The sequence below is a fragment of the Wenjunlia tyrosinilytica genome (genome assembly GCF_014646055.1).
GTDB classification, from domain to species: domain Bacteria; phylum Actinomycetota; class Actinomycetes; order Streptomycetales; family Streptomycetaceae; genus Wenjunlia; species Wenjunlia tyrosinilytica.
The window spans coordinates 159,923-181,741 of sequence record NZ_BMMS01000016.1; the positions used below are offsets into that span (position 1 = coordinate 159,923).

The following is a 21,819-nucleotide window of genomic DNA, read 5'->3' on the forward strand; positions in this document are numbered from 1 at the left end:
CCTGGAGATTCCCCTGGGCGGTCCGCGTTCCGGGCCGGAGGACCGGGCCGCGCCGTCTCGACGATGGTCGCACGGCGCGGCACACGCGTCACTCGGATTTGCCCTCCGACCCGGCCGGGCCCGCGGGGGCGCTCCGGTGACCCGAGCGGGGCGGCTGCCCGGCCGCGGCCGGCGGTGCGTCGCCGCTGTCCGCGGTCCAGTCCTGGTGTCCGGGCATGGGCGGGGTGTCCGTGCCGTAGAGCCAGTCGCGCAGGAATGCCTTCTGGTCGCTGCCCGAGACCTTCGAGGCCAGCGCGATGAAGTCCGCCGTCGAGGCGGTGCCGTCGCGGTGGTCCGCCACCCAGGCGCGCTCCAGCTTCTCGAAGGCCGCGACGCCGATGCGCTGGCGCAGGGCGTACAGGACGAGGGCGCCACCGGAGTACACATTGCCGCGGAAGATCCCCAGCTTGCCGTCCGCGCCCGGTGCCAGCGGGGCGGCGGGCGGGCCGCCCTGGCGGCGCAGCTTGGGGTCGGCGGCGTAGGCGGCGCGCAGCAAGGCGGTGAGGTCGACGCCCTCCTTGTCGGCGGCGTAGGTCCACTCGTACCAGGTGGCATGGCCCTCGTTGAGCCACAGGTCGGACCAGTCGGCGGGGCTGACGCTGTCGCCGAACCACTGGTGGGCCAGCTCGTGCACCATCAGCGGGGCGACGACTTCCTCGCGCATGAGCATGACCTGCCGCTCGAAGAGGGACAGGGTCTGGGTCTCCAGCTCGAAGCCGGTGGTGGCGTCGGCCGACAGCACGCCATAGGTCTCGAACGGGAAGCGGCCGACGCGGCGCTCCATCCAGGCGATCTGGCCGGGGGTCATCGCCAGGCGCGGCTCGAGGGCGGCGGCGTCCTTCTTGGGCACGACGTCGCGCAGCTCCAGGCCGTGTGGGCCGGTCCTGCGGACGACGGCCGAGTCGCCGATGGAGACCTGGGCGAGCTCGGTGGCCATGGGGTGGGCGGTGCGGTAGGTCCAGGTGGCGCGGTCGCCCACGAAGGCGTGGTCGCGCCGCGTGCCGTTGGCGACGACGGTCAGGGCCCTGGGGGCGGTGACGTGGAAGGTGAAGACGGCCTTGTCGGAGGGGTGGTCGCTGCACGGGAAGACGCGGTGCGCGGCATCGGCCTGGTTGGCCATGGCCAGTCCGTCGCCGGTGGGCAGCCAGCCGCCCTGGCGGACGTCGACGGCGGGGTCGCTGGTGTGGTGGACCTCGATCCGGATGGTGCCGTCCTTGGCGATGGGCAGGACGGGGCTGATCTCCAGTTCCTCGCCCTCCCTGCGGAAGGCGGCGGGCAGGCCGTTGACGCGCAGGTCGCGGACCTCGCCGCGGGCGAAGTCGAGGTTGAACCGGTTCAGGGCGCGGGTCGCGGTCGCGGAGATCCGGGTGACGGCGTCGAGCGGGCGGTCCTTGTCCCGGTAGTCGAGCGAGATGTCGTAGGAGCGCACGTCGTAGCCGCCGTTGCCGAGCTGGGGATAGAGGCGGTCCCCGACCCCGGCGGCGCCGGGGCCGGGGACCTCGACGGGAGGGGCGGTAGCGGTGACGGCGGAGGCGGCCGGAACGAAGGCGGCCGGGGCGAACGCGGCGAGCGCGATGACGGCGGCGGCGGTGCGCCTGACCGAGGCCCCGCGGGAGGGCAGGAGACGGGCGGCGATGACACGGACTGAGTCGATGCGGGTGGGCATAAAGGTGGCTTATCAGCGCGGCCGCGCGAGGCAGCCGCGACGCGTCAGCGAGGCCCGGCCATCACCCGAACGGGGGTACGCCGTGCGAGCCGCCGTCGACCTGCGCCGAGGCCCGGCTCCCTCTGTCGCGCCCCCTCGACACTCCCTTGACCCGGTCCCGCTCCCTTTGGCTGGGTCCGGCGCCCTTTGGCTGGGTCCGGCGCCCCTTGGCTGGGTCCCGCTCCCTTTCGCGAGGTCCGCTCCCTCGTCTCCCTCGTCGCTGGACGCTCAGGGGGCGGTCGTCATGTGGGGGCGGTGGTGGGCGCGGTAGACGTCGTAGACGCCGGGGACGTCCCTCATCGCCTTCATCAGCGCGGGCAGGGCGTCCGCGTCGGGGAGTTCGACGGTGTAGGTGTGCCGTACGCGCAGCTCCTGCGGGGGCTCCACCGCCGCCGAGACGATGCCCACGCCGGCCGACGCGATGGCCTCGGTGAGGTCCGCCAGCAGTCGCGGCCTGCCCAGCGCCTCCGCCAGCAGCGTCGCCCGGTAGCCGGTGCTCTCGCCGCGCAGCCAGTCGACGTCCACGGGGTCCCGTCCGTCCCCCCGCATGTCGCGTACGACCGCGCACTCGACCCGGTGCACGGCCACGGTGCCGCCCCGGGTGACGAAGCCGGTGACCGAGTCGGGCGGTACCGGGGTGCAGCAGCGGGCCAGCCGGACCACCGCGTCGGGGCGGTCGGCGACAGTGACGGACGGGCCGGAGCCGGAGGTCTGCGGGTGGGCGCCGATGACCGCGCGGCCCCGGCGGGCCGCGCCGCCACGCGGACGGGGCGGGTCCGAGGCAGAGGTGGGGGCCTGCTCGGGCGCGGGGTGCGTCTCGAACCAGCGCCCGATGGCGATCCTGGCCAGCGGGGTGCGCGCGTACTCCAGCCAGTCGGCGGAGGGCCCCGAGGACTCGTCGGAGGAGACGAGGAGCTGGATGACGTCCCCCGCCCGCAGCACCGTCGCCAGGGTGACCAGGCTGCCGTTCACACGCACGCCGATACAGCGGTGGCCGGTTGCCTCCCCCATCGCGTAGGCGGCGTCCACGCAGCTCGCCCCCGCGGGCAGTTCCACGGTGCGGCCGTCGGTGGTGAACACCGCGATCTCCCGGTCCTCCGCCAGCTCTTCGCGCAGCGCCGACCAGAAGGCGTCGGTGTCGGGGGTGACGCTCTGCCAGTCCAGCAGGCGCGAGAGCCAGCCGGGCCGGGTGGGGTCGCCGCGCTCCCCTTCGCCTCTGGGCTCGTCCGCGCGCAGGAGGTCGGCGGCGGATTCGCCGTCGGCCCCCGCCGCCGAGTGGTCGGGGTCGCCGAGCGCCACGACACCGGTCTGCGCCACGCGGTGCATGCGGCGGGTGCGCACGAGCACCTCGGCGACGCCTCCCTCGGGGGTGGCGACGGCGGTGTGCAGGGACTGGTACAGGTTGAACTTGGGGGCGGCGACGAAGTCCTTGAACTCCGCGATGACGGGAGTGAAGCACGTGTGCAGCTCGCCGAGCACCGCGTAGCAGTCCGCGTCCTCCTCGACCACGACGAGCAGCCGTCCGAAGTCGTACTCGCCGATCCCGCCGTCGTGTTCACCGCCGCGGCCGCGCTTGAGCCGGACCCGGTGCACGGACACGCAGTGCCGGGCGCGGATCGTCACCTCGCCGCCGATCCTGGCCTCGCGCAGCACCTGACGCATCCGCTCGGCCAGCGCCTCCAGGGGGCGCGGGCCCGCCTCATGACGTTCGATCAGCTTCCGTGTGCGGGCGTACTCCTCGGGGTGGAGGGTCGCGAAGACGATGTCCTCGAGCTCGGTCTTGATGACCTGGATACCGAGGCGCTCCGCGAGCGGGATGAGCACATCCCGGGTGACCTTCGCGATGCGCACCTGGCTGGCGGGCCGCATATGACGGATGGTCCGCATGTTGTGCAGCCGGTCGGCGAGCTTGATCACCATGACCCGGACGTCGTTGCCGGTGGCGACGAGCATCTTGCGGAAGGTCTCCGGCTCGGCCGCCGCGCCGTAGTCGACCTTCTCCAACTTGGTGACGCCGTCGACGAGGTAGCGGACCTCCTCGCCGAACTGCTCGCGCACCTGATCGAGGGTCACTTCGGTGTCCTCGACGGTGTCATGGAGCAGGGAGGCGACCAATGTCGTGGTCTCGGCGCCCAGTTCGGCCAGGATCATGGTGACGGCGAGCGGATGCGTGATGTACGGCTCACCGCTCTTGCGCATCTGCCCGCTGTGCGAGGAGGCCGCCAACAGGTAGGCGCGGCGGAGGGCTTCGAGGTCGGCGCGAGGATGGTGGACGCGGTGCACCTTGACGATGTGCTCCAGCGGCTCGGGCATCCGCGGCGGGCGGGCCGGTCCCAGCACGGCCGCGCGGCCCAGCCTGCGCAACTCGGCCCGGCGGGCCCACATCGCGGGCGGCGGCCAGCCGCGACCGCGCCTGCGGTCGGCGGGAACGCCCTCCTGCGCGCTCTCGGGCGGCGGCGCGGCGGCAGCGTCCGGCGCTCCCGCGGCATTGCGGTCAACGACGCCCATGGGCACCTCCGGCTGCGATCACCGGCGATGGGCGGCCACCGCCCGGTGCTTGATGCTACCGACCCCACCACGCACGGCGACTCGGCTCTCGCCCGGAGTGACTCACATCACCCGTTCGAGCGAACATGCGGTTAAATGCCGGGGGTTAGCGCGTACCTGACGTCAGCCACGTGCCGTCGATCTCGCCCCGGGCCACGATGACGGCGGGCCCGGTCATCTCGATGCCGCCGTCCACCCGTTCGGTGATCACCAGTCGACCACCCGGGAGATCCACGGTATAGGTCGCCGGACGGCCGGTGGCAGCCGGGTCCCGCCCATCGCGCCGGGCGGCGGCCACCATCACCGCGCAGGCGCCGGTTCCGCAGGAGCGGGTCTCGCCGGATCCGCGCTCGTGGACCCGCATGGCCACATGGCCGGGACCGCGGTCGACCACGAACTCGACGTTGACGCCGGCCGGATAGGCATCCTCGGGGGTCACCCGCGGGGCGGACAGCAGATCGCCCGCGTGGGCAAGGTCGTCCACGAAGGCGACGGCGTGCGGATTGCCCATGTTGACGCTGCGCACGGGCCATTGGCGGTCCCCGACGGCGACCACGATGCCGTCGACGTCGGGCAGCAGGGCACGGCCCATGTCCACGGTGACGTCCCCGGGGGTGCCGTCGGCGGCGTCCTTGGCGACGTGGGCGCGCTTGACCCCGGCGCGGGTGGCGATGGCCAGGTCACCCGGGTCGGCGTATCCGGCCTCCACGAGATACCTGGCGAAGACGCGGCTGCCGTTGCCGCACATCTCGGCGATGCTGCCGTCCGCGTTGCGGTAGTCCATGAACCACTCGGCCTGCGCGGCCATCGACTCGGCCTCGGGGTGGGCGGCGGAGCGCACGACTCTCAGCAGGCCGTCCCCGCCGATGCCGGCGCGGCGGTCGCACAGCAGCGCCACGTCCTCGGCGGACAGGTCGAGGAGACCGTCCGGGTCGGGGACGATCACGAAGTCGTTCTGGGTGCCGTGTCCCTTGAGGAACGGCACGGGGCTGGGCTGCTGTGCGCGGGTCACGCGCCAAGCCTACGCGTCCGGCGCCGTGCCGCCCCGGCGAGGTGTCCGCCCCTGCCGCCCCGCGCCTCAGCGCGGCCCACGCACTCACCCCACGCACTCACCCCACGCACTCACCCCGCACACTCGGCCCACCCTCTCGGCACAGCCCCGCCGCCCGGCGCAGCCCCGCCACGCCGCACAGAGGGGCCGCTCACCTCAGATTGGGCCGCTCACCTCAGAGGGGGCCACTCAGCGCAGACGGGCCACCCGCCAGATGGCGAGCACTCCGATCAGCACGCTGAGCAGGGCGTAGCCCACGATGTAGCGCCAGTCCGGCCGGTCCCCGGACCCGCGGACGGGAAGTCCGGGCCAGACATGGCCGACCCGGCGTCCGGCCATGATCCCCCAGCCCGCAGTGGCGGCGCTGGTGAGCAGTCCCAGCATCGCCACGACCGCGCCCCCGTCACCGAATTCGAAGGCGAGCGGAAAGGCGAACATCAGCGAACCGAGCACCCCGAGCGCGACGATCGGCGCGAGCTGCCAGATGCGCAGCCGCCGCTGGGGGCGCAGTTCGTGCTCGTCGGGGCCGGGCACATCGTCGAGGGGGCCGTCCGCGGAGAGGGGATCGGCGCCCGGCCCGGCGTACGGGCCCGGCTCGAGGACCGGTTCCAGGCCCGGTTCCAGGACCGGGTCGGGTACCGGCTCGTCGAGTACCGGCTCGAGGACTGGTTCCAGGACCGGGTCGAGCCCTGTTTCCAGCGGAGAGGAGTCCCTGGAGGGCTCGATCGCGCACGGTCCCGGTTCACCGTCGTGCGGTCTGTCGCGAGGGCCGGCCTCCATTGCCACGCGCCCTCCCGACCTCGACATCCGTAGCTGAACCGGCGGCGCCCCGCAAGGGCCGTCTCGCCGAGTTGATGATGGCACGCCTCCGGTGTCGCGCAGCCGCCGCAGAACGTCCCGTGGCCATCACGTGATCAGGCTGTGACCGCCTGTTCGACCAACTTCATGGCTTGCTCACACAGTTCCGCCCCACGGGCCCCCAGCCAGTGCACCCTGGGATCCCGGCGGAACCAGGAGTCCTGGCGGCGGGCGAACCGCTTCGTCGCGCGGACCGTCTCCGCCCGCGCCTCCTCCTGCGAGCACTCCCCCGCCAACTGGGCCAGCACCTGCTGGTAGCCCAGCGCCCGCGAGGCGGTGCGCCCGGCCCGCAGTCCGACCCGCTCCAGCGCCCGCACCTCGCCGACCAGGCCCGCCTCCCACATGCGGTCCACCCGCAGGGTGATGCGCTCGTCCAACTCAGGCCGGGGCACGTCCACCCCGATCTGGACGGCGTCGTAGACGTAGGTGTGGCCGGGCAGGTTCGCCGTGAACGGGCGGCCGGTGATCTCCACGACCTCCAGGGCGCGCACCACCCGGCGGCCGTTGCTGGGCAGGATCGCCCTGGCGGCCTCGGGGTCCACGGTGGCCAGGCGAGCGTGCAGCGCGCCGGAGCCGCCCTCCTCCAGCTCCGCCTCGAGACGGGCGCGCACGTCAGGGTCGGTGCCGGGGAACTCCAGGGCGTCGATGGCCCCGCGCACGTAGAGCCCGGAGCCGCCCACCAGGATCGGTGTGCGCCCGGCCTCCAGCAGGCGGTCGATCTCGACCCTCGCCAGGCGCTGGTACTCGGCGACGCTGGCGGTCTCGGTGACGTCCCAGATGTCGAGCAGGTGGTGCGCCACGCCGCGGCGCTCCTCGTCGTTCAGTTTCGCGGTGCCGATGTCCATGCCGCGGTACAGCTGCATGGAGTCCGCGTTGACCACCTCCCCGTTCAGCTCCTGCGCCAGGGCCACGCCGAGGTCGGACTTGCCTGCCGCGGTCGGCCCGACGACCGCGATGACACGAGGGAGGGTTGCGCTGCTCACCAACCCAGTCTCCCAAATGCGCGGACCCCTCCGGTCGCGCGCCGCTCGCGCCCGGCGGCCGCGGCCCCGGCAACCCCGCGCGGGTCCGGAACCGAACGAGCGACGTGACGGGCCGGGCGGGCCGTCGTTGCCCGTTGGGGGGCTTCCGGTCCGCGGCGTCCCCGTCCTCGGTGTCCCCGTCCGCGGTGTCCCCGAAGGCGGGCTCCGTTCCTCGGAGTCTCCCGTTCTGTGCGGGGCCCCGTTCCGGGACCGTGGCCCTGGGCCGCACACAGCGCGGATTTCCATCACCGAGCGTACGATCTGGAGGAGATATGGGTGTTTTGGACTGGTTTCGGCGCCGTCAGTTGACTGAGCCGACCAAGGCCGCCGGGGCCGTCACCTTGGTTGCGGCGCCCGACGCCGAGGCTCCGGTCGCGGCCGGTGACGAGGCTGCGGAGGCCGCCTCCGGTATCCCGAGGCAGCAGAGTGCCGCCGAGGGAGAAGCCGTCGACAGCGCGGTCGCCGCGGCCGCTCAGGCCGCACAGGAGGCCGCTGAGCGAGCCGGGACGGGGACGGCGGACCGAGGCAACGGGACGGCGCGGGCAGAGGCGCCCGCGCGGGCGGACGCCACCGGTGAGAGCACCCGCGGGCCCTCCGACGAAGGAGATGGGTAATGGGCTTCATGGACAAGGTCAAGGAGATGTTCGGCGGCCACAAGGACGAGACGTCGCGGGGCATGGACAAGGCCGGCGACATGATCGACGAGCGGACGGGGGAGAAGTACGGCTCCCGGATCGACACCGGCGTCGACAAGGGCAAGGACAGGCTCGGCCTCGGCGACGAGCGGGGCCCGGACGACTCCACGCCCGCCTGACTCCTCGCGGACGAAGTGCCCCGGATACGCCCCGGGCACGCACACCGGTGAACAGAAGACACGAAGCGGCGGCCGTGGCGGCGAACATCGCGCCACGGCCGCCGCACGTGCGGTCACAGCGCTCGTCGCACCGCCGCAAGGGCGGGGTCCGCCCGTCAGCTCCAGAGGGCGACGAAGTAGCCGACCCCGTAGGGCGCCTCTTCCCTCAGCAGGCGCCCCTTGAGCCCCGCCCCCTCGGCCGCCCCCGCGAGGACCTGCCAGGGAGCGCGCCCGAGCGCCATCAGCTCCGAGGCCAGCCGCGCGTCCAGCCCGATCAGGGCCGCGGTGTCGGCGGTGGCCAGCGCGGCGGCGACCGTCCCGTCGAACGCGGCGGCCCGCTCGTCGAAGTAGCCGGGTGCCTTCACCGTCCGGCAGGCGCTGCCGTCGCCCATGACGAGCAGGGCCAGCCGCTCCTTGGCGGCGGCGAGGTCATGGCCCACACGGACGCACTCGGACGGATCGAACGGCTCCCCGACGCCGAGCCCCTGGCAGGGCCCGGCCGACCAGCCGCTCTCGCGCAGCAGCCACGCCCCGATGGCCAGCGCAGGGGGCAGCGGGCGGGCGGGCGCGGTCTCCATGGGCGGGCCGAGCGTCACCTCGAGGTCCACTCCGAAGGCATGGAAGGAGCCCACGGCGCCCTGGTCGTGCATCCCGCTCCCGTCCTCCTCGACGGGACCCACGACGACGAGTCGCTCCGCCCCCGACGCCGCGAGCCCCTCCACGGCCTCGGCGCAGGCCTCGCGCAGGGAGTCGAGCTCGGGAGCGGCGCCCGCGGCGACCTCGGGGACGAGCATCGGCGGGGCTGGGCAGACGGCGGCGGCGACCAACATGATGGGAACCCTAGTGTGCGGCCGGTCCTGCGGTCAGTCCATGCACGGCCCGCAGGCCGAAGCCGGAGACGGGGAAGGGGCGGGAGCGCCGACGGACGGCAGTCCGAGCAGCACCCCCTGCGGCTTGGGGGCCGAGGTGCGCCTCTCCCACGCGTCACCGGCGGGGGTGCGGCGCACGGCGTGGGCCGGGCCCTCCGCGAGCAGGTGGTGCGGGGCCGCGTAGGTGATCTCGACGGTGACGATGTCGCCCGGACGGACCCGGCCGCCGGGGTCGCCGGCGGGCAGGCCGTCGCGGCCGCGCGCAGTCGGGTCGAAGTGGACGAGGCGGTTGTCGGGGGCGCGACCGGACAGGCGGTGGGTGCGCTCGTCCTTGCGTCCCTCGCCCTCGGCGACGAGCACCTCGAGGGTGCGGCCGACCTGCCCCTTGTTCTCTTCCCAGGAAATCTCCTCCTGGAGGGCGACCAGGCGCTCGTAGCGGGCCTGCACGACCTCCTTGGGGATCTGCCCGTCCATCTCGGCCGCCGGTGTGCCGGGGCGCTTGGAGTACTGGAAGGTGAAGGCCTGGGCGAAGCGTGCCTCGCGGACCGTGTGCAGGGTCTGCTCGAAGTCCTCCTCGGTCTCGCCGGGGAAGCCCACGATGATGTCGGTGGAGATGGCCGCGTCCGGCATGGCGGCGCGGACCTTCTCGATGATGCCGAGGTAGCGGTCCTGGCGGTACGAGCGGCGCATGGCCTTCAACACCGCGTCGGAGCCGGACTGCAGCGGCATGTGCAACTGGTGCATCACATTCGGCGTCTCGGCCATGGCGGCGATGACGTCGTCGGTGAAATCGCGGGGGTGCGGGGAGGTGAAGCGGACCCGCTCCAGGCCCTCGACACGGCCGCAGGCGCGCAGGAGCTTGGAGAACGCCTCGCGGTCGCCGATGTCGGAGCCGTACGCGTTGACGTTCTGCCCGAGCAGGGTCACCTCGATGACGCCCTCGTCGACGAGTGCCTCCACCTCCGCGAGGATGTCGCCGGGGCGGCGGTCCTTCTCCTTGCCGCGCAGCGCCGGGACGATGCAGAAGGTGCAGGTGTTGTTGCAGCCGACGGAGATCGCCACCCATGCCGCGTAGGCGGACTCGCGGCGGGTCGGCAGCGTGGAGGGGAAGGTCTCCAGGGACTCCAGGATCTCCACCTGGGCCTCGTCCTGGACCCGGGCGCGCTCCAGCAGCGTCGGCAGGTGGCCGATGTTGTGGGTGCCGAAGACCACGTCCACCCAGGGGGCGCGCTTCACGATCGTGTCGCGGTCCTTCTGCGCCAGGCAGCCGCCGACGGCGATCTGCATGCCCGGGCGCGCGGCCTTGACCGGGGCGAGCCGGCCGAGGTTGCCGTAGAGGCGGTTGTCGGCGTTCTCGCGCACCGCGCACGTGTTGAACACCACGATGTCGGCGTCGTCCTCGGCGGACGCCCGTACATACCCCGCGCCCTCCAGAAGACCGGACAGGCGCTCGGAGTCGTGGACGTTCATCTGACAGCCGTATGTCCGCACGGCGTAAGTTCTGGCACTCATCTCAATCAACCAGAGTACGCGGTGCGCGAACCGGCGCCCGCCCGACTCCGGCCCCCGCCCGGTCCGCGCTTTCCGTGGGCCGGGTGGCCTGGCAGGATGCCGCACATGTCCCAGGTCGAATCAGGCAGCCGACGGCGCCTCCAGTGGCGCGCGTGGCGCCGCCCGCTGCGCTCGCCGGCCGCGCGCTGGGCCGTGGTCGGACTGGTGCTCACGGGAATGCTCGCCTGGTGGCTCGTCCCCTCCGATGCCACCCCCTACCGCAAGGGCACGATCTCCCTCGCCACCGGCGTCTCCAAGGGCGTGTACGCCAAGTACGGCGACCTCCTCAAGCCGCGAGTGGAGCGGGATCTGCCCGGGGTGCACATGACGCTGCACCCCAGCGCGGGCTCCGTCGACAACGTCCAACGGGTCGCCCAGGGACGCGACACCTTCACCATCGCGGCGGCGGACGCTGTGGCCGACTACAGCGGGCCGGGGGCCGGGCGGCTGCGTGCCTGCGCCCGGCTGTACGACGACTACGTGCAGCTCGTGGTCCCCAACGACTCCCCGGTCAGCTCGCCGCAGGACCTCAAGGGGCTGCGCGTCGGGGTGGGCGCGCAGGGCTCCGGGGTGTACCTGCTGGCCAACCGCCTCCTGCACGCCGCGGGTCTCGGCCGCAAGGACTCGATCCGCCCGGTCAAGGCGGGGATCGACCGGGCGCCGCGGCTGCTGCGCGAGGGGAAGCTGGACGCCTTCTTCTGGTCCGGAGGGCTGCCGACGGCCGCGGTCAGCGACCTGGCCAAGGAGCTCCCGATCCGGCTGGTGCCGCTCGGCCCGCTGGCGAAGCACCTGCGCGAGGAGGAGACCGACGCCGCCATCTACTACCGGCAGGCGACCATGCCCGGTGACGCCTATCCGAACGCCTACCCCTACGGCAAGTCGGTCTCGACGATCGCCGTGTCCAACCTCCTCGTGACCACCGACCGCGTCCAGGCCTCGCTGGTCGAGCGGCTGACCCGCAGCGTGATCCACAGCCGGGACACCATCGGCCGCCAGGTGCACGCCGCCCAGCTCGTGGACGTGCGCACCGCCGTCTACACCGATCCGCTGCCGCTCCACGAGGGCGCCCGCCGCTACTACCGCTCGGTCAAGCCCTGAGGTCACCTCAGGTCACATCCGAAGTCCCGCCACCCACCGCGGGGCTGCCGATAACGGACATTCCCATATGATTCAGCGCCGTTGGCGCGGGGGCACGGTGAGGTTACGGATCAGTGCCGTCATGTTCAGACAGCACTGATCCCCCTAACCTGAACCCCTACAATTCTTCAGGGGGCTTGCGCATGCGAACCGTGGGACCGACGCCGGGCGGAGATCCGCGCGGGCACGCCGGTACGGGGACGGGGTCGCCGCATGCCCTCATCGACAACCGCTACGAGCTGCAACGCCCGTTGGGCCGCGGCGGCATGGGCGTCGTCTGGGAGGCCCTCGACACCCGGCTCAACCGCCAGGTGGCGATCAAGGAGCTGCTCTTCCGCGGCGCGGTCGACCCGGAGACGCAGGCCCAATGGGTGGAGCGGGCCAGGCGCGAGGCACAGGCGATCGCCAGGATCGGGCACGAGCACGTGGTCGCGGTGCACGACGTCATCGAGGACGACGGCCAGGTGTGGATCGTCATGGAGCAGGTCAACCCCCGCTCCCTGTCGGATCTTCTGCGCGACCATGAGCGCCTGCCCGTGGCCAGCGCCGCCCGTGTGGGTCTCGAAGTGCTGCGCGGATTGCGGGCGGTGCACGCCGCCGGGGTGCTGCACCGCGATGTGAAACCGCACAATGTGCTCTTCCGCAAGGACGGCCGGGCGGTGCTGATGGACTTCGGCATCGCCACGTTCGAGGGCGCGGCACAGGTGACACGCCGTCATGAGACGGTGGGCACACCGCAGTACCTGCCGCCGGAGCTGGCCGTGCCGTGGACCAGGGAGCAGAGGACGGCGACTCCCGCCTCCGATCTGTGGTCCCTGGGTGTGACGCTGTACGAGATGGTCGAGGGGCGGGCGCCGTTCCGCGGGCCGACTCCGTTCGAGGTCCTGGAGGCGGTGCGCGAGGAGGAGCCCCCGGAGATGGTGCACGCGGGCCCGTTGCGCCCGCTGATCGAGGGGCTGCTGGTCAAGGATCCGGAGAAACGGCTCTCCGCCGAGCGGGCCGAGGAGTTGCTCCAGCACGTCGCCCAGGAGACCCCCTCCACGGCGCACTCGATCCCCCATCAGTTCTACGACCCCTCCGCCGCACCGGACCCCCCGAGGTCGGAGACCTCCCGGCTGCGGGCGGTCGGCCGTCCCTCCCGCAGGGTCCGCCGGGCCGCGGGCGCCGGCGCCCTGGCCGTCGCGCTGCTGGCGGGGACCGGCTGGGTAGCCGTGAATGTCTTCGGCAGCGACTCCGCCCCCTCCCTGCACCAGTCCGACACCTACCGGCGGGCCAAGCAGCTCGGCCTGCTGCGGATCGGCGTCAAGTCCGACCAGCCGGGCCTGAGCGAGGTGGTCAACGACAAGGAGGTCACCTACCGGGGCTTCGACATCGATATCGCCCACGCCATCGCCAAGCGGCTCGGCTTCCGGGAGGACCAGGTCGACTTCCAGGTGGTGAACACGGCCAGCCGTGAATACCGGCTGAGCCAGGGCAAGGTGGACCTGATAGTGGCCAGCTACAGCATCACCGACGAGCGCAAGAGGCAGGTGGACTTCGCCGGCCCGTACTACATCGCGGGCCAGGACTTCCTGGTGCGCAAGAAGGACACCTCGATAGACGGCAAGGAGGACCTGGGCGGCAAGACGGTCTGCACGGTCGACAAGTCAACCCCGGCGGCCCAGTTGCCCCTGCTCTCCCCCAAGCCGAATGTGACGCTGCGCAACCAGTACGGCAAGTGCATCGAGGCCCTGCTCGCGGGCGCGGTCGACGCGGTCAGCACGGACGATGTGATCCTCGCCGGCTACCGGCGCGAGCACCCGCGCGATCTGCGCCTGCTGGGCGACCCGTTCACCACCGAGGCCTACGGCATCGGCCTGCCGAAGGACGACCCGGCGCTCAAACGCGCGGTCTGCGACGCGCTCAAGAAGGAAGTGGCCAACGGGGACTGGGACCGCTTCTACCGCAAGAACCTCAAGCCCCTGGACCCCGAGCAGTTGGGGGATCTGAGGCCGCCGGAGCCCCGCGAGTGCGGGGCCGCGCAGTGACGGCGCCCTCCGTGTGAACACCCAGCCGGGTGAACGTTCTTCGCGGTCCGGCGGTGGCAACCCCTTGTCGGGCGGCGCTCACCACGTGTCCGTCGGCTCCTCCCGGGGCAGTGAGAGCGTCACCACGAGCCCCCTCGGGGCGTTCGCCGCGAACGAGATCTCGCCGCCGCCCGCGGTCAGGAGCGTGCGGGCGATGGACAGGCCGAGGCCCGAGCCGTTCACATTCTGGTGCCGGTTGCTGCGCCAGAACCGGTCGCCGACGCGGGCGAGTTCCTCCTCGCTCAGTCCGGGCCCCTCGTCCGCGACCGTGGCCGTCACCGCGCCGTCACGCCGGGCCACGCTCACCAGCACCCGGCCGCCCTCGGGGGTGAACTTCAGGGCGTTGTCGACCACGGCGTCCAGGGCGCTGGACAGGGCCACCGGATCGGCCCAGCCGGTGGCCGCCGAGGGGCCCTCGAAGCGCAGGTCCACGCCGTCCCGTTCCGCGATCACACGCCAGGCCTCGACCCTTTCCGCGGCCAGGCCCGCGATGTCCGTGCTGTGCAGATCGGGCGTGGCGTGCTCGGCCAGGGCGAGGCCGAGCAGATCCTCCAGGACACGTGCGAGCCGCTTGCCCTCCTCGCGGACGCTGTCGAGTTCCTCCTCGTGGCCCCCGGGCAGTTCCATGCCCAGCGCCTCGATCCTCAGCAGGAGCGCCGAGAGCGGGTTGCGCAGCTGGTGGGAGGCGTCGGCGACGAAGGCCCTCTGCTGTTCCAGGACGCTCTCCACATTGTCGGCCATCTCGTTGAACGAGCCCGCGAGCCGCTGGAGCTCCGGTGGGCCGCCGGCCGCGGCGACACGGGAGGCCAGACGCCCGGTGGCGATGTCATGGGTGACCCGGTCCAGCACCCGCACCGGCCGCAGCACCCACTCGGTCAGACGGACCGCTCCCAGCACGGCGAGCAGCATCGCGACGGTCTCCCCCGCCGCGACGAGCGCCCACGCGTGCAGGATCCGCGAGCGCATGGGGCCCGTCGGGGAGTCGGTGAGCACCACCGCGATCACATCGCCGTCCTGCACCACCGGCGAGGCCACGACGAGGCGGTGGTCCTGCCAGGGCCAGACCTGCTGGGGGTCGTGGCTGCGTCTGCCGTCCAGGGCCTCGTCGAACGCCCGCTGCACGTCCCGGTCGTTCCAGGGCACGATCCAGCTGGTCGGGGAGACGGCGTTGACCGAGCCGTCACGGGCGAAGACGCCGACCTTGATGCCGTAGAGGTCGTAGTAGCGGGCCAACTCGGCCTTGAGCGTCAGGCTCCGGTCGGGCTGCTCGGTCCTGGCTATGGCCCTGGCGTCCCTGGGGTCCCTGGTGAGGTTCTCGGCGAGCGCGGCGAAGCGGGCGGTGTCGTCGATGCGGTCGACCACGACATGCTGCTGCTGCGCCCTCGCCTGGCTGATGGCGAGCGGCAGGCCGAGGGCGAGCAGCACACCTGCCAGGAGGGACAGCAGGATCGCGAGGAGCCGGGTGCGCAACGACGGTCACACCTCGGGGACGACGAGCCGGTATCCGACCCCGCGCACGGTCTCGATCAGGGTCGGCAGGCCGAGCTTGGAGCGCAACGACGCCACATGCACCTCGAGGGTCCGCCCTGTCCCCTCCCAGCTCGTGCGCCACACCTCGCTGATGATCTGCTCGCGGCGGAAGACGACGCCGGGGCGCTGGGCGAGCAGCGCCAGCAGGTCGAACTCCTTGCGGGTCAGCGCGACGCCCTTGCCGTCCACGGTGACCCTGCGGGTGGACAGGTCCAGGGCGATCGGGCCCAGGGCCGAATCGGAGCCGGCGGGCTCGTCGCCGCCCGCGGCCTCCGCCACGGTCTCGGACCTGCGGCTGACCGCGTGGATGCGGGCCAGCAGCTCCCCGGTGTCGTAGGGCTTGACCACGTAGTCGTCGGCGCCGAGGTTGAGGCCGTGGATCCGGGAGCGGATGTCGGCCCTGGCGGTGACCATGATGACCGGCACGGCGGTACGGCGGCGGATGCGGCTGCACACCTCGAAGCCGTCCTGGTCGGGCAGGCCGAGGTCGAGCAGCACCACACCGAACGGCTCCCCGCTGTCCGGCAGGAGCGCGCGCAGTGCCTCCTCGCCGCTGCGGGCGTGGGTGACCTGGAAGCCGTGCTTGCCGAGGACCGCGGAGAGGGCGGCGGCGACGTGGTCGTCGTCCTCGACGAGTAGCAGTCGCACGGTGGCTCCCCTCGATTCTGTCGTGTTCCTCCCAGGTCGATCCCGGTGGGTGCGAGCAGTCACGCCGATGGCGCGGTGCCGAGTCAAGCGGTACGCCCCCCAGCTGAGCGGACTGTTACGCAGCCGGTACGGGGCACCCCGGGACCGCCTACCGACGTTATCCCAATGAGCGGCTCCGCGCCGCTGCCGCCCGTCGTCCACCGGCCCGCGCCCGCCGAGCACAAACCACACATGAGCGGTAGCGCTGAGTGTCCGGATCGTTATGCTCAACTTCCGCTCAGATGTACTGACGCCCGAGTTTGGGGCTCATATGGTCTCTGCCAACCGAAGCGCCCGACGCATGACATGCACAAGCACGCTGCTGATCCGCGGTGCCGCGAACCTTTGAGGGAGCATCCCGTCCATGAGCGAGGTTGATGTGACCAAGGACTCCGCCCCCGGCGGGGACGACCTGGTCGTACTGGAGAACGTGAACAAGCACTTCGGCGCTCTGCACGTGCTCCAGGACATCGACCTGACCATCGCCCGGGGCGAGGTCGTCGTGGTCATCGGGCCGTCCGGATCGGGCAAGTCCACCCTCTGCCGAACCATCAACCGCCTCGAGACCGTGGACAGCGGCACCATCCGCATCGACGGCGAACCTCTGCCCGCCGAGGGCCGTGAACTGGCCCGTCTGCGCGCGGACGTGGGCATGGTCTTCCAGTCGTTCAACCTCTTCGCGCACAAGACCGTCCTGGAGAACGTGACACTCGGCCAGATCAAGGTGCGCAAGGCCGCCAAGGCCAAGGCGGAGGAGAAGGCGCGTCAGCTCCTCGACCGCGTGGGCGTGGGGAGCCAGGCCGACAAGTACCCCGCGCAGCTCTCCGGCGGACAGCAGCAGCGGGTCGCCATCGCCCGCGCCCTGGCGATGGACCCGAAGGTCATGCTCTTCGACGAGCCGACGTCCGCGCTCGACCCCGAGATGATCAATGAAGTGCTCGAGGTCATGCAGCAGTTGGCACGCGACGGAATGACCATGGTCGTGGTCACCCATGAGATGGGTTTCGCCCGCTCCGCCGCCAACCGCGTGCTGTTCATGGCCGACGGGCGGATCGTCGAGCAGGCCAGGCCCGACCAGTTCTTCACGGCGCCGAAGAGCGACCGTGCGAAGGACTTCCTGTCGAAGATCCTCCATCACTGAATCACCACTGAGCGCGCCAGCACCCTCAAGCCTTCACTACCGTTCACCCTCCGAAGCGCCTCAATGACCGCCCGTGAGGGCGGCGAACCGCAAGGAAGTGTCATGAAGCTCCAGAAGACCGCCCTCGTCGCCTGTGCGGCCCTCACCCTCCTGGCCACCGCCGCGTGCGGCAAGGAAGGCAGCCCGGACGACGCGGGCAGCTCCAAGAAGCCCGGCGGCAGCAACGCCCCCAAGGCGCCCGCCTACAAGGTGAACACGGCCGCCGACCTCAAGGGCTCGCCCGTCTGGGAGAAGATCAAGGGCAAGAAGATCACGATCGGCACCAAGGCCGACCAGCCCGGCCTCGGCTTCGAGAACCCCGGCACCAAGGAGCGCACCGGCTTCGACATCGAGATCGCCAGGATGATCGCGGCGGACCTGGGCTTCGACAAGGACCACATCGTCTTCAAGACGGTCCCCTCCGAGGCCCGCGAGACCCAGATCTCCAGCGGCGGCGTCGACCTGTACGTGGGCACGTACACCATCAACGACGAGCGCAAGAAGCAGATCGACTTCGGCGGCCCGTACTACGTCGCCGGCCAGGACCTCCTGGTCAAGAAGGACAGCTCCGCCAAGGGCCCCGAGGACCTCAAGGGCAAGAAGGTCTGCTCGGCCACCGGCTCCACCTCCCTGGAGCGCATCAAGGACAAGAAGTACGGCGTCAAGGAGGCCAAGGCGCAGCAGGGCTACCAGCTGTGCGTGCAGGACCTCGTCAATGGCACCGTCGACGCCGTCACCACCGACGACGCGATCCTCAAGGGCTACGCCGCCCAGAACGCCGGCGCTCTCAAGGTCGTCGGCAACCCGTTCTCCGAGGAGCCCTACGGCGTCGGCCTGAAGAAGGGCGACAAGGTCCTGCGCGAGGCGGTCAACAAGGCGCTCGAGGCCCACGAGAAGAGCGGCGACTGGAAGAAGGCCTACGACGCCACCCTGGGCCTGTCCGGCGCGGCCGCCCCGACGCCGCCGCAGATCGTCCGCTACTGACGGGACGTCGGCCGTGACCGGCGCCTGACCGGTCGCGAGCGCCGACGGTGGTGCGGGCGGGGCAGTCCCCTCCCCGCCCGCACCACCCGGCCTCGCACGGCCCGCACCACCCGGACCTCGCCGCCACGCGCAACCTCGGAGACTTGACTTGAACGTACTGCTGGACAACTTCGCGGCATTCCGCGAGGGGTTCTGGGGGACCGTCGAACTGACGGGACTCAGTACGCTGCTCGCCCTCGTGCTGGGCACGCTCATAGCAGCGTTCCGCGTCTCTCCGGTCCCCGCGCTGCGGATCTTCGGGGCCACCTGGGTGACCCTGCTGCGCAACACCCCGCTGGTGCTGCTCTTCCTCGTCGTCACCCTCGGACTTCCCGCGCTCGGCCTCAAGGGCTGGGACTCGTTCTGGCTCGCCGTCATGGCGCTGGGCTGCTACACCTCGGCGTTCATCTGCGAGGCCGTCCGCTCGGGCATCAACACGGTGCCGGTCGGCCAGGCCGAGGCGGCGCGCAGCGTCGGGATGACCTTCACCCAGACGCTGGGCAACGTCGTCCTCCCGCAGGCCGTGCGCACGGCCATCCCGCCCATCGGCAGCCTGATCATCGCGCTCGCCAAGAACTCGGCCATCGCCTCCGGGTTCAACGTGGTCGAGCTCGGCTCGGTGATGAAGACCCTCAACTCGGCGGCGGGCTACAACATCTACGTGATCTTCTTCTGGATCGCGCTGTGCTACCTGATCATCACCTTCGCGGTCAGCGGCCTGTTCCGGCTGCTGGAGCACAAGCTGGCGGTGCCCCGATGAGTTCCAGCGTCCTGTACGACGTCCCAGGCCCCAGGACCCGGCTGCGCTTCCGCGTCTACGGCGTCGTCTCCGTCATCGGCATCGCCGCGCTGCTCGCCTTCGTGGTCTACAAGTTCAACGACACCGGCCAGTTCCAGGCCGGGCTGTGGGACGACTACGAGTACTCCAACACCCAGCAGCGCATCGTCGACGGCCTCCTGACGACCTTGAAGACCTTCGCTCTGGCGGCGCTGTTCTCACTCGCCCTCGGAGCGGTCCTGGCCTCGGGGCGGCTGTCGGACCACCGGCCCGTACGGGTGGTCTCCTCGCTGGTCGTGGAGTTCTTCCGCGCCATGCCGCTGCTGATCATGATCTTCCTGCTGTACTACGCGATCTTCACCACCAGCCCCATGTGGGCCGTGGTGATCGGGCTGACCCTCTACAACGGCTCGGTCCAGGCGGAGATCTTCAGGGCGGGCATCAAGGCCGTCTCCAAGGGCCAGAGCGAGGCCGGGTACGCGATCGGGCTGCGCAAGACGCAGCTCATGGTGCACGTCCTGATCCCGCAGGCCGTCCGCTCCATGCTGCCGTCGATCATCAGCCAGCTCGTGGTGACGCTCAAGGACACCTCGCTCGGCTTCATCATCCTCTTCCACGAACTGCTCTTCGTGGGCAAGTCGTTCGCCGAGCAGACCCCTCCGGTCGGCGGTGTCTACGCCTTCATCCCGATGGTGATCGTCTTCGGCTCGATCTACATCGTGATGTGCCTGACGCTCTCCTCGCTGGCCACCTGGATCGAGCGGCGCACCCGCCGCAGCAAGAAGGGCACCCCTCCCCCGCTCGACACCCCCGCGACCCTGATGGCCGACCCGGGGCACACCGTCGAGTTCGAGCCGCGCGACGGGCGGCCGGAAGACCCGAAGGCCCTCTGACCCGGGCTCCTTCGCACATGCGCCCCGGCGGCCCGAACGGCCGGCGGGGCGCACGTGTGTCCGCTCCGGCGCGCGCCCACGCGTCCGCCCCGGCTTGACGCGGCAAGCCGCAGTGGGTTGCATACGGTTTGTGATCGAAGGTCGGGCAGGTACGCGCCCAGGCAAGCCGCCCTGGGCCCTCACGCGGGCTCGGACGCCCGTCGGGTCCATGACGCGAGCGGACTCCACGCGAGCAGGGGTGGCCGCGTGGACCCTGTGATCGTGGTCGGCGGGGGGCCCGTCGGCCTGGCCCTGGCGCTCGCCCTCGCCCGGCAGGACGTGCCGAGCGTGGTGATCGAGCAGGGCGAGGGGCGGCCACGCGAGAACCCCCGCACGGTGGTGCTGCGCCCCGACACCGCGGCCCTGCTGACCCGGCTCGGCTACAAGAGCGCTTGCTCCGACGGGGCGTCATGGACCGTGTGGCGCACGATGCGGCGGCGGCGGGAACTCCTGCGGGTGGAGTTCGGCGGCGGTGACCGCTTCGGCGACCACGAGGGGATCGCTCCCGGGCCGCGCCCCGCCGACGGGGCCCGCCCCACCGGGCCTCGCCCGGCTGCCGGATACCGCCCCGCCGCCGGCCAGGACGACGGCTACGCCGACGGGGTGATGGGCCGTCAGCCCTCCCCGCTGCATCTGCGGCAGAACCTCCTCCTGCGCGGACTCGCCGACGCGGCCGCCGCCTCCGGACTCATCCAGCTGGCCACCGGCTCCCACGTCGACGCCGTCGAACAGGACGACGACGGGGTGACCGTGCACACCCGCGGCGACGCGACCACCTGGTGGCGGGGCAGCCACCTCGTCGGCTGCGACGGAACGCGGTCCATCGTCCGCAAGCTCCTCGGCGTCCGCTTCCCCGGCCGCACCGCGGTGGACCGCTACGCCGTCGCCACCGTCCGGGCCGAACTCCCCTTCCCGGGCGAGGCGCTGCTGCACTGGGAGCCGCCGTGGCGCGGTGACAGCGAGGTGACCGCCCGCCCGCTGCCGGACGGGGTGTGGCGCGTCGACTGGCGGCTGCCTCCCGTCTCCAGCACGGCGGCGATGGCCTCTCACGGCGACCTGCTGACCCCGGACGCGCTGATCACCAAGATCCGCGACACACTCGCCGGCTGGTGCGGGAGCGTCCCCCGGTACGATCTGCTCGCCTCCGCCGAGTACGGGGTGCACCAGCGGCTGGCGCAGCGATGGCGCGTCGGACGGGCGTTCCTGGCCGGGGACGCGGCGCACCAGCTCGGGGCGCTGGGTGTGCAGTCCGTCGACGAGGGCCTTCGCGACGTCGACAACCTCGCCTGGAAGCTCGCCGCCGCCTGGCACCGCCACGCCTCGGACACCCTGCTCGACAGCTACCAGGCCGAGCGGCGCGGCGCGGTCGGCGCCCGGCTGCGGGCCGCCGACCAGGCGCTGCCGCTGCTGCGCTCCTCGGGGGCGCTGCGGTCGGCGCGCCGCTCCCTGCTGTCGGGGCCGGCGCGCAAGCACGGCTCCCTGCTGAGCGACGGGAATGTGGGGACGGGGCTGCTCGGCGGCCCGTCGGTCTACCGCCGCTCCAGGCTCTCGGCCCCCTCGTCCTCGGCCACCACCGACACTCCGGTGGGCGGGCAGGTCGACGATGTGCCGGTCACCGCGCTCGACGGTTCCCGCACCCGGCTGCGGGAGCGGCTCGGGCGCGATCTGCTGGTCGTGCTGGTGGCACCGGGGACGGGGGTGTGGGACAGCAGGCACTGGCTGTCCGCCGGACTGATGCCCGCCCTGTCCGCGGCCACCGCCGCCCTGCCCGTCCCGGCGGAGCTGCTGGTCGCCGAGACCTATCCGGGCTCGACGGCCCACACCGTCCTGCTGGTGCGCCCCGACGGGCATCTGGCGGCGGTGATGAACGGCTTCCGTCCGGCGGAGCTGCACGCGAGCGCCGAACTGGCGCGGGGCGGCTCGCCGGAAGCGGAGGCGGAGACCGAGGCGGAGCAGTCCCAGGACCGGGTGGGTACCGGCTGAAGGGTGGC

Annotated in this window: 18 protein-coding genes; 9 read left to right on the forward strand and 9 right to left on the reverse strand. The window is 72.0% G+C overall.

The features are described 5' to 3' along the window. Positions 1–88 precede the first annotated feature (88 nt). The 5 genes from IEY86_RS19560 to miaA all read right to left on the reverse strand — a co-directional run bounded on the left by IEY86_RS19560 (position 89) and on the right by miaA (position 7,183). The gene (locus IEY86_RS19560) at positions 89–1,705 is read right to left on the reverse strand and encodes a M1 family metallopeptidase (protein ID WP_189133042.1); all 1,617 of its coding nucleotides are present in this window, start codon (positions 1,703–1,705) and stop codon (positions 89–91) included. Positions 1,706–1,972: 267 nt separating this feature from the next. Beyond that, positions 1,973–4,252, reverse strand: a complete 2,280-nt coding sequence (locus IEY86_RS19565) for a RelA/SpoT family protein (RefSeq protein ID WP_189133043.1) — start codon at positions 4,250–4,252, stop codon at positions 1,973–1,975. A gap of 145 nt (positions 4,253–4,397) precedes the next feature. Next, entirely contained in the window at positions 4,398–5,303 is a 906-nt protein-coding gene (dapF, locus tag IEY86_RS19570; RefSeq protein WP_189133044.1) for a diaminopimelate epimerase, read from the reverse strand. Between the two features lie 228 nt (positions 5,304–5,531). Continuing rightward, a complete protein-coding gene (locus IEY86_RS19575) occupies positions 5,532–6,128 on the reverse strand; it encodes a hypothetical protein (protein WP_373287055.1) in 597 nt (198 codons plus the stop codon). A gap of 128 nt (positions 6,129–6,256) precedes the next feature. Continuing rightward, positions 6,257–7,183 carry a tRNA (adenosine(37)-N6)-dimethylallyltransferase MiaA gene (gene miaA, locus IEY86_RS19580; protein WP_373287056.1) on the reverse strand — a complete coding sequence of 309 codons (927 nt, stop codon included), beginning with the start codon at positions 7,181–7,183 and terminating at the stop codon, positions 6,257–6,259. A gap of 344 nt (positions 7,184–7,527) precedes the next feature. Here miaA and IEY86_RS19585 point away from each other — a divergent pair, with 344 nt between their 5' ends. Both IEY86_RS19585 and IEY86_RS19590 read left to right on the forward strand, forming a co-directional pair. Next, the gene (locus tag IEY86_RS19585) at positions 7,528–7,836 is read left to right on the forward strand and encodes a hypothetical protein (protein ID WP_189133047.1); all 309 of its coding nucleotides are present in this window, start codon (positions 7,528–7,530) and stop codon (positions 7,834–7,836) included. Further along, on the forward strand, positions 7,836–8,036 hold the full coding sequence (locus IEY86_RS19590; RefSeq protein ID WP_189133048.1) for an antitoxin: 201 nt from the start codon (positions 7,836–7,838) through the stop codon (positions 8,034–8,036). The genes IEY86_RS19585 and IEY86_RS19590 overlap by 1 nt, the downstream gene beginning before the upstream one ends. Positions 8,037–8,191: 155 nt before the next feature. On the opposite strand, the gene IEY86_RS19595 is transcribed toward IEY86_RS19590, so the two are convergent. After that, entirely contained in the window at positions 8,192–8,905 is a 714-nt protein-coding gene (locus IEY86_RS19595; RefSeq protein ID WP_189133049.1) for a class III extradiol dioxygenase subunit B-like domain-containing protein, read from the reverse strand. A gap of 33 nt (positions 8,906–8,938) precedes the next feature. Continuing rightward, positions 8,939–10,456, reverse strand: coding sequence for a tRNA (N6-isopentenyl adenosine(37)-C2)-methylthiotransferase MiaB (gene miaB / locus IEY86_RS19600; RefSeq protein WP_189133050.1), 1,518 nt, complete (start codon positions 10,454–10,456; stop codon positions 8,939–8,941). Between the two features lie 105 nt (positions 10,457–10,561). Here miaB and IEY86_RS19605 point away from each other — a divergent pair, with 105 nt between their 5' ends. Further along, positions 10,562–11,593 (forward strand): TAXI family TRAP transporter solute-binding subunit, encoded by a 1,032-nt coding sequence (locus IEY86_RS19605; protein WP_189133051.1) that lies wholly within the window; start codon positions 10,562–10,564, stop codon positions 11,591–11,593. Between the two features lie 182 nt (positions 11,594–11,775). Next, complete coding sequence (locus IEY86_RS19610) at positions 11,776–13,659, forward strand: bifunctional serine/threonine-protein kinase/glutamate ABC transporter substrate-binding protein (protein WP_189133052.1); 1,884 nt, start codon at positions 11,776–11,778, stop codon at positions 13,657–13,659. 78 nt (positions 13,660–13,737) lie between these two features. Here the strand turns inward: IEY86_RS19610 and IEY86_RS19615 are convergent, their stop codons facing one another. Together IEY86_RS19615 and IEY86_RS19620 are read right to left on the reverse strand one after the other, a co-directional pair. Beyond that, on the reverse strand, positions 13,738–15,168 hold the full coding sequence (locus IEY86_RS19615) for a sensor histidine kinase (protein WP_189133053.1): 1,431 nt from the start codon (positions 15,166–15,168) through the stop codon (positions 13,738–13,740). 6 nt (positions 15,169–15,174) lie between these two features. After that, positions 15,175–15,876, reverse strand: coding sequence for a response regulator transcription factor (locus IEY86_RS19620; RefSeq protein ID WP_189133054.1), 702 nt, complete (start codon positions 15,874–15,876; stop codon positions 15,175–15,177). A gap of 403 nt (positions 15,877–16,279) precedes the next feature. On the opposite strand from IEY86_RS19620, the gene IEY86_RS19625 reads away from it, so the two are divergent. The 5 genes from IEY86_RS19625 (at position 16,280) to IEY86_RS19645 (ending at position 21,811) form a co-directional block, all read left to right on the forward strand. Next, a complete protein-coding gene (locus IEY86_RS19625; protein WP_189133055.1) occupies positions 16,280–17,056 on the forward strand; it encodes an amino acid ABC transporter ATP-binding protein in 777 nt (258 codons plus the stop codon). A gap of 102 nt (positions 17,057–17,158) precedes the next feature. Then, the gene (locus IEY86_RS19630) at positions 17,159–18,079 is read left to right on the forward strand and encodes a glutamate ABC transporter substrate-binding protein (RefSeq protein WP_189133056.1); all 921 of its coding nucleotides are present in this window, start codon (positions 17,159–17,161) and stop codon (positions 18,077–18,079) included. A gap of 148 nt (positions 18,080–18,227) precedes the next feature. Beyond that, positions 18,228–18,878 (forward strand): amino acid ABC transporter permease, encoded by a 651-nt coding sequence (locus IEY86_RS19635; protein WP_189133057.1) that lies wholly within the window; start codon positions 18,228–18,230, stop codon positions 18,876–18,878. Continuing rightward, positions 18,875–19,789: an amino acid ABC transporter permease gene (locus tag IEY86_RS19640; RefSeq protein ID WP_189133058.1), complete on the forward strand. Its 915-nt coding sequence runs from the start codon at positions 18,875–18,877 to the stop codon at positions 19,787–19,789. The genes IEY86_RS19635 and IEY86_RS19640 overlap by 4 nt, the downstream gene beginning before the upstream one ends. A gap of 246 nt (positions 19,790–20,035) precedes the next feature. Then, a complete protein-coding gene (locus IEY86_RS19645; RefSeq protein ID WP_189133059.1) occupies positions 20,036–21,811 on the forward strand; it encodes an FAD-dependent monooxygenase in 1,776 nt (591 codons plus the stop codon). The last annotated feature ends 8 nt before the right edge of the window (positions 21,812–21,819 follow it).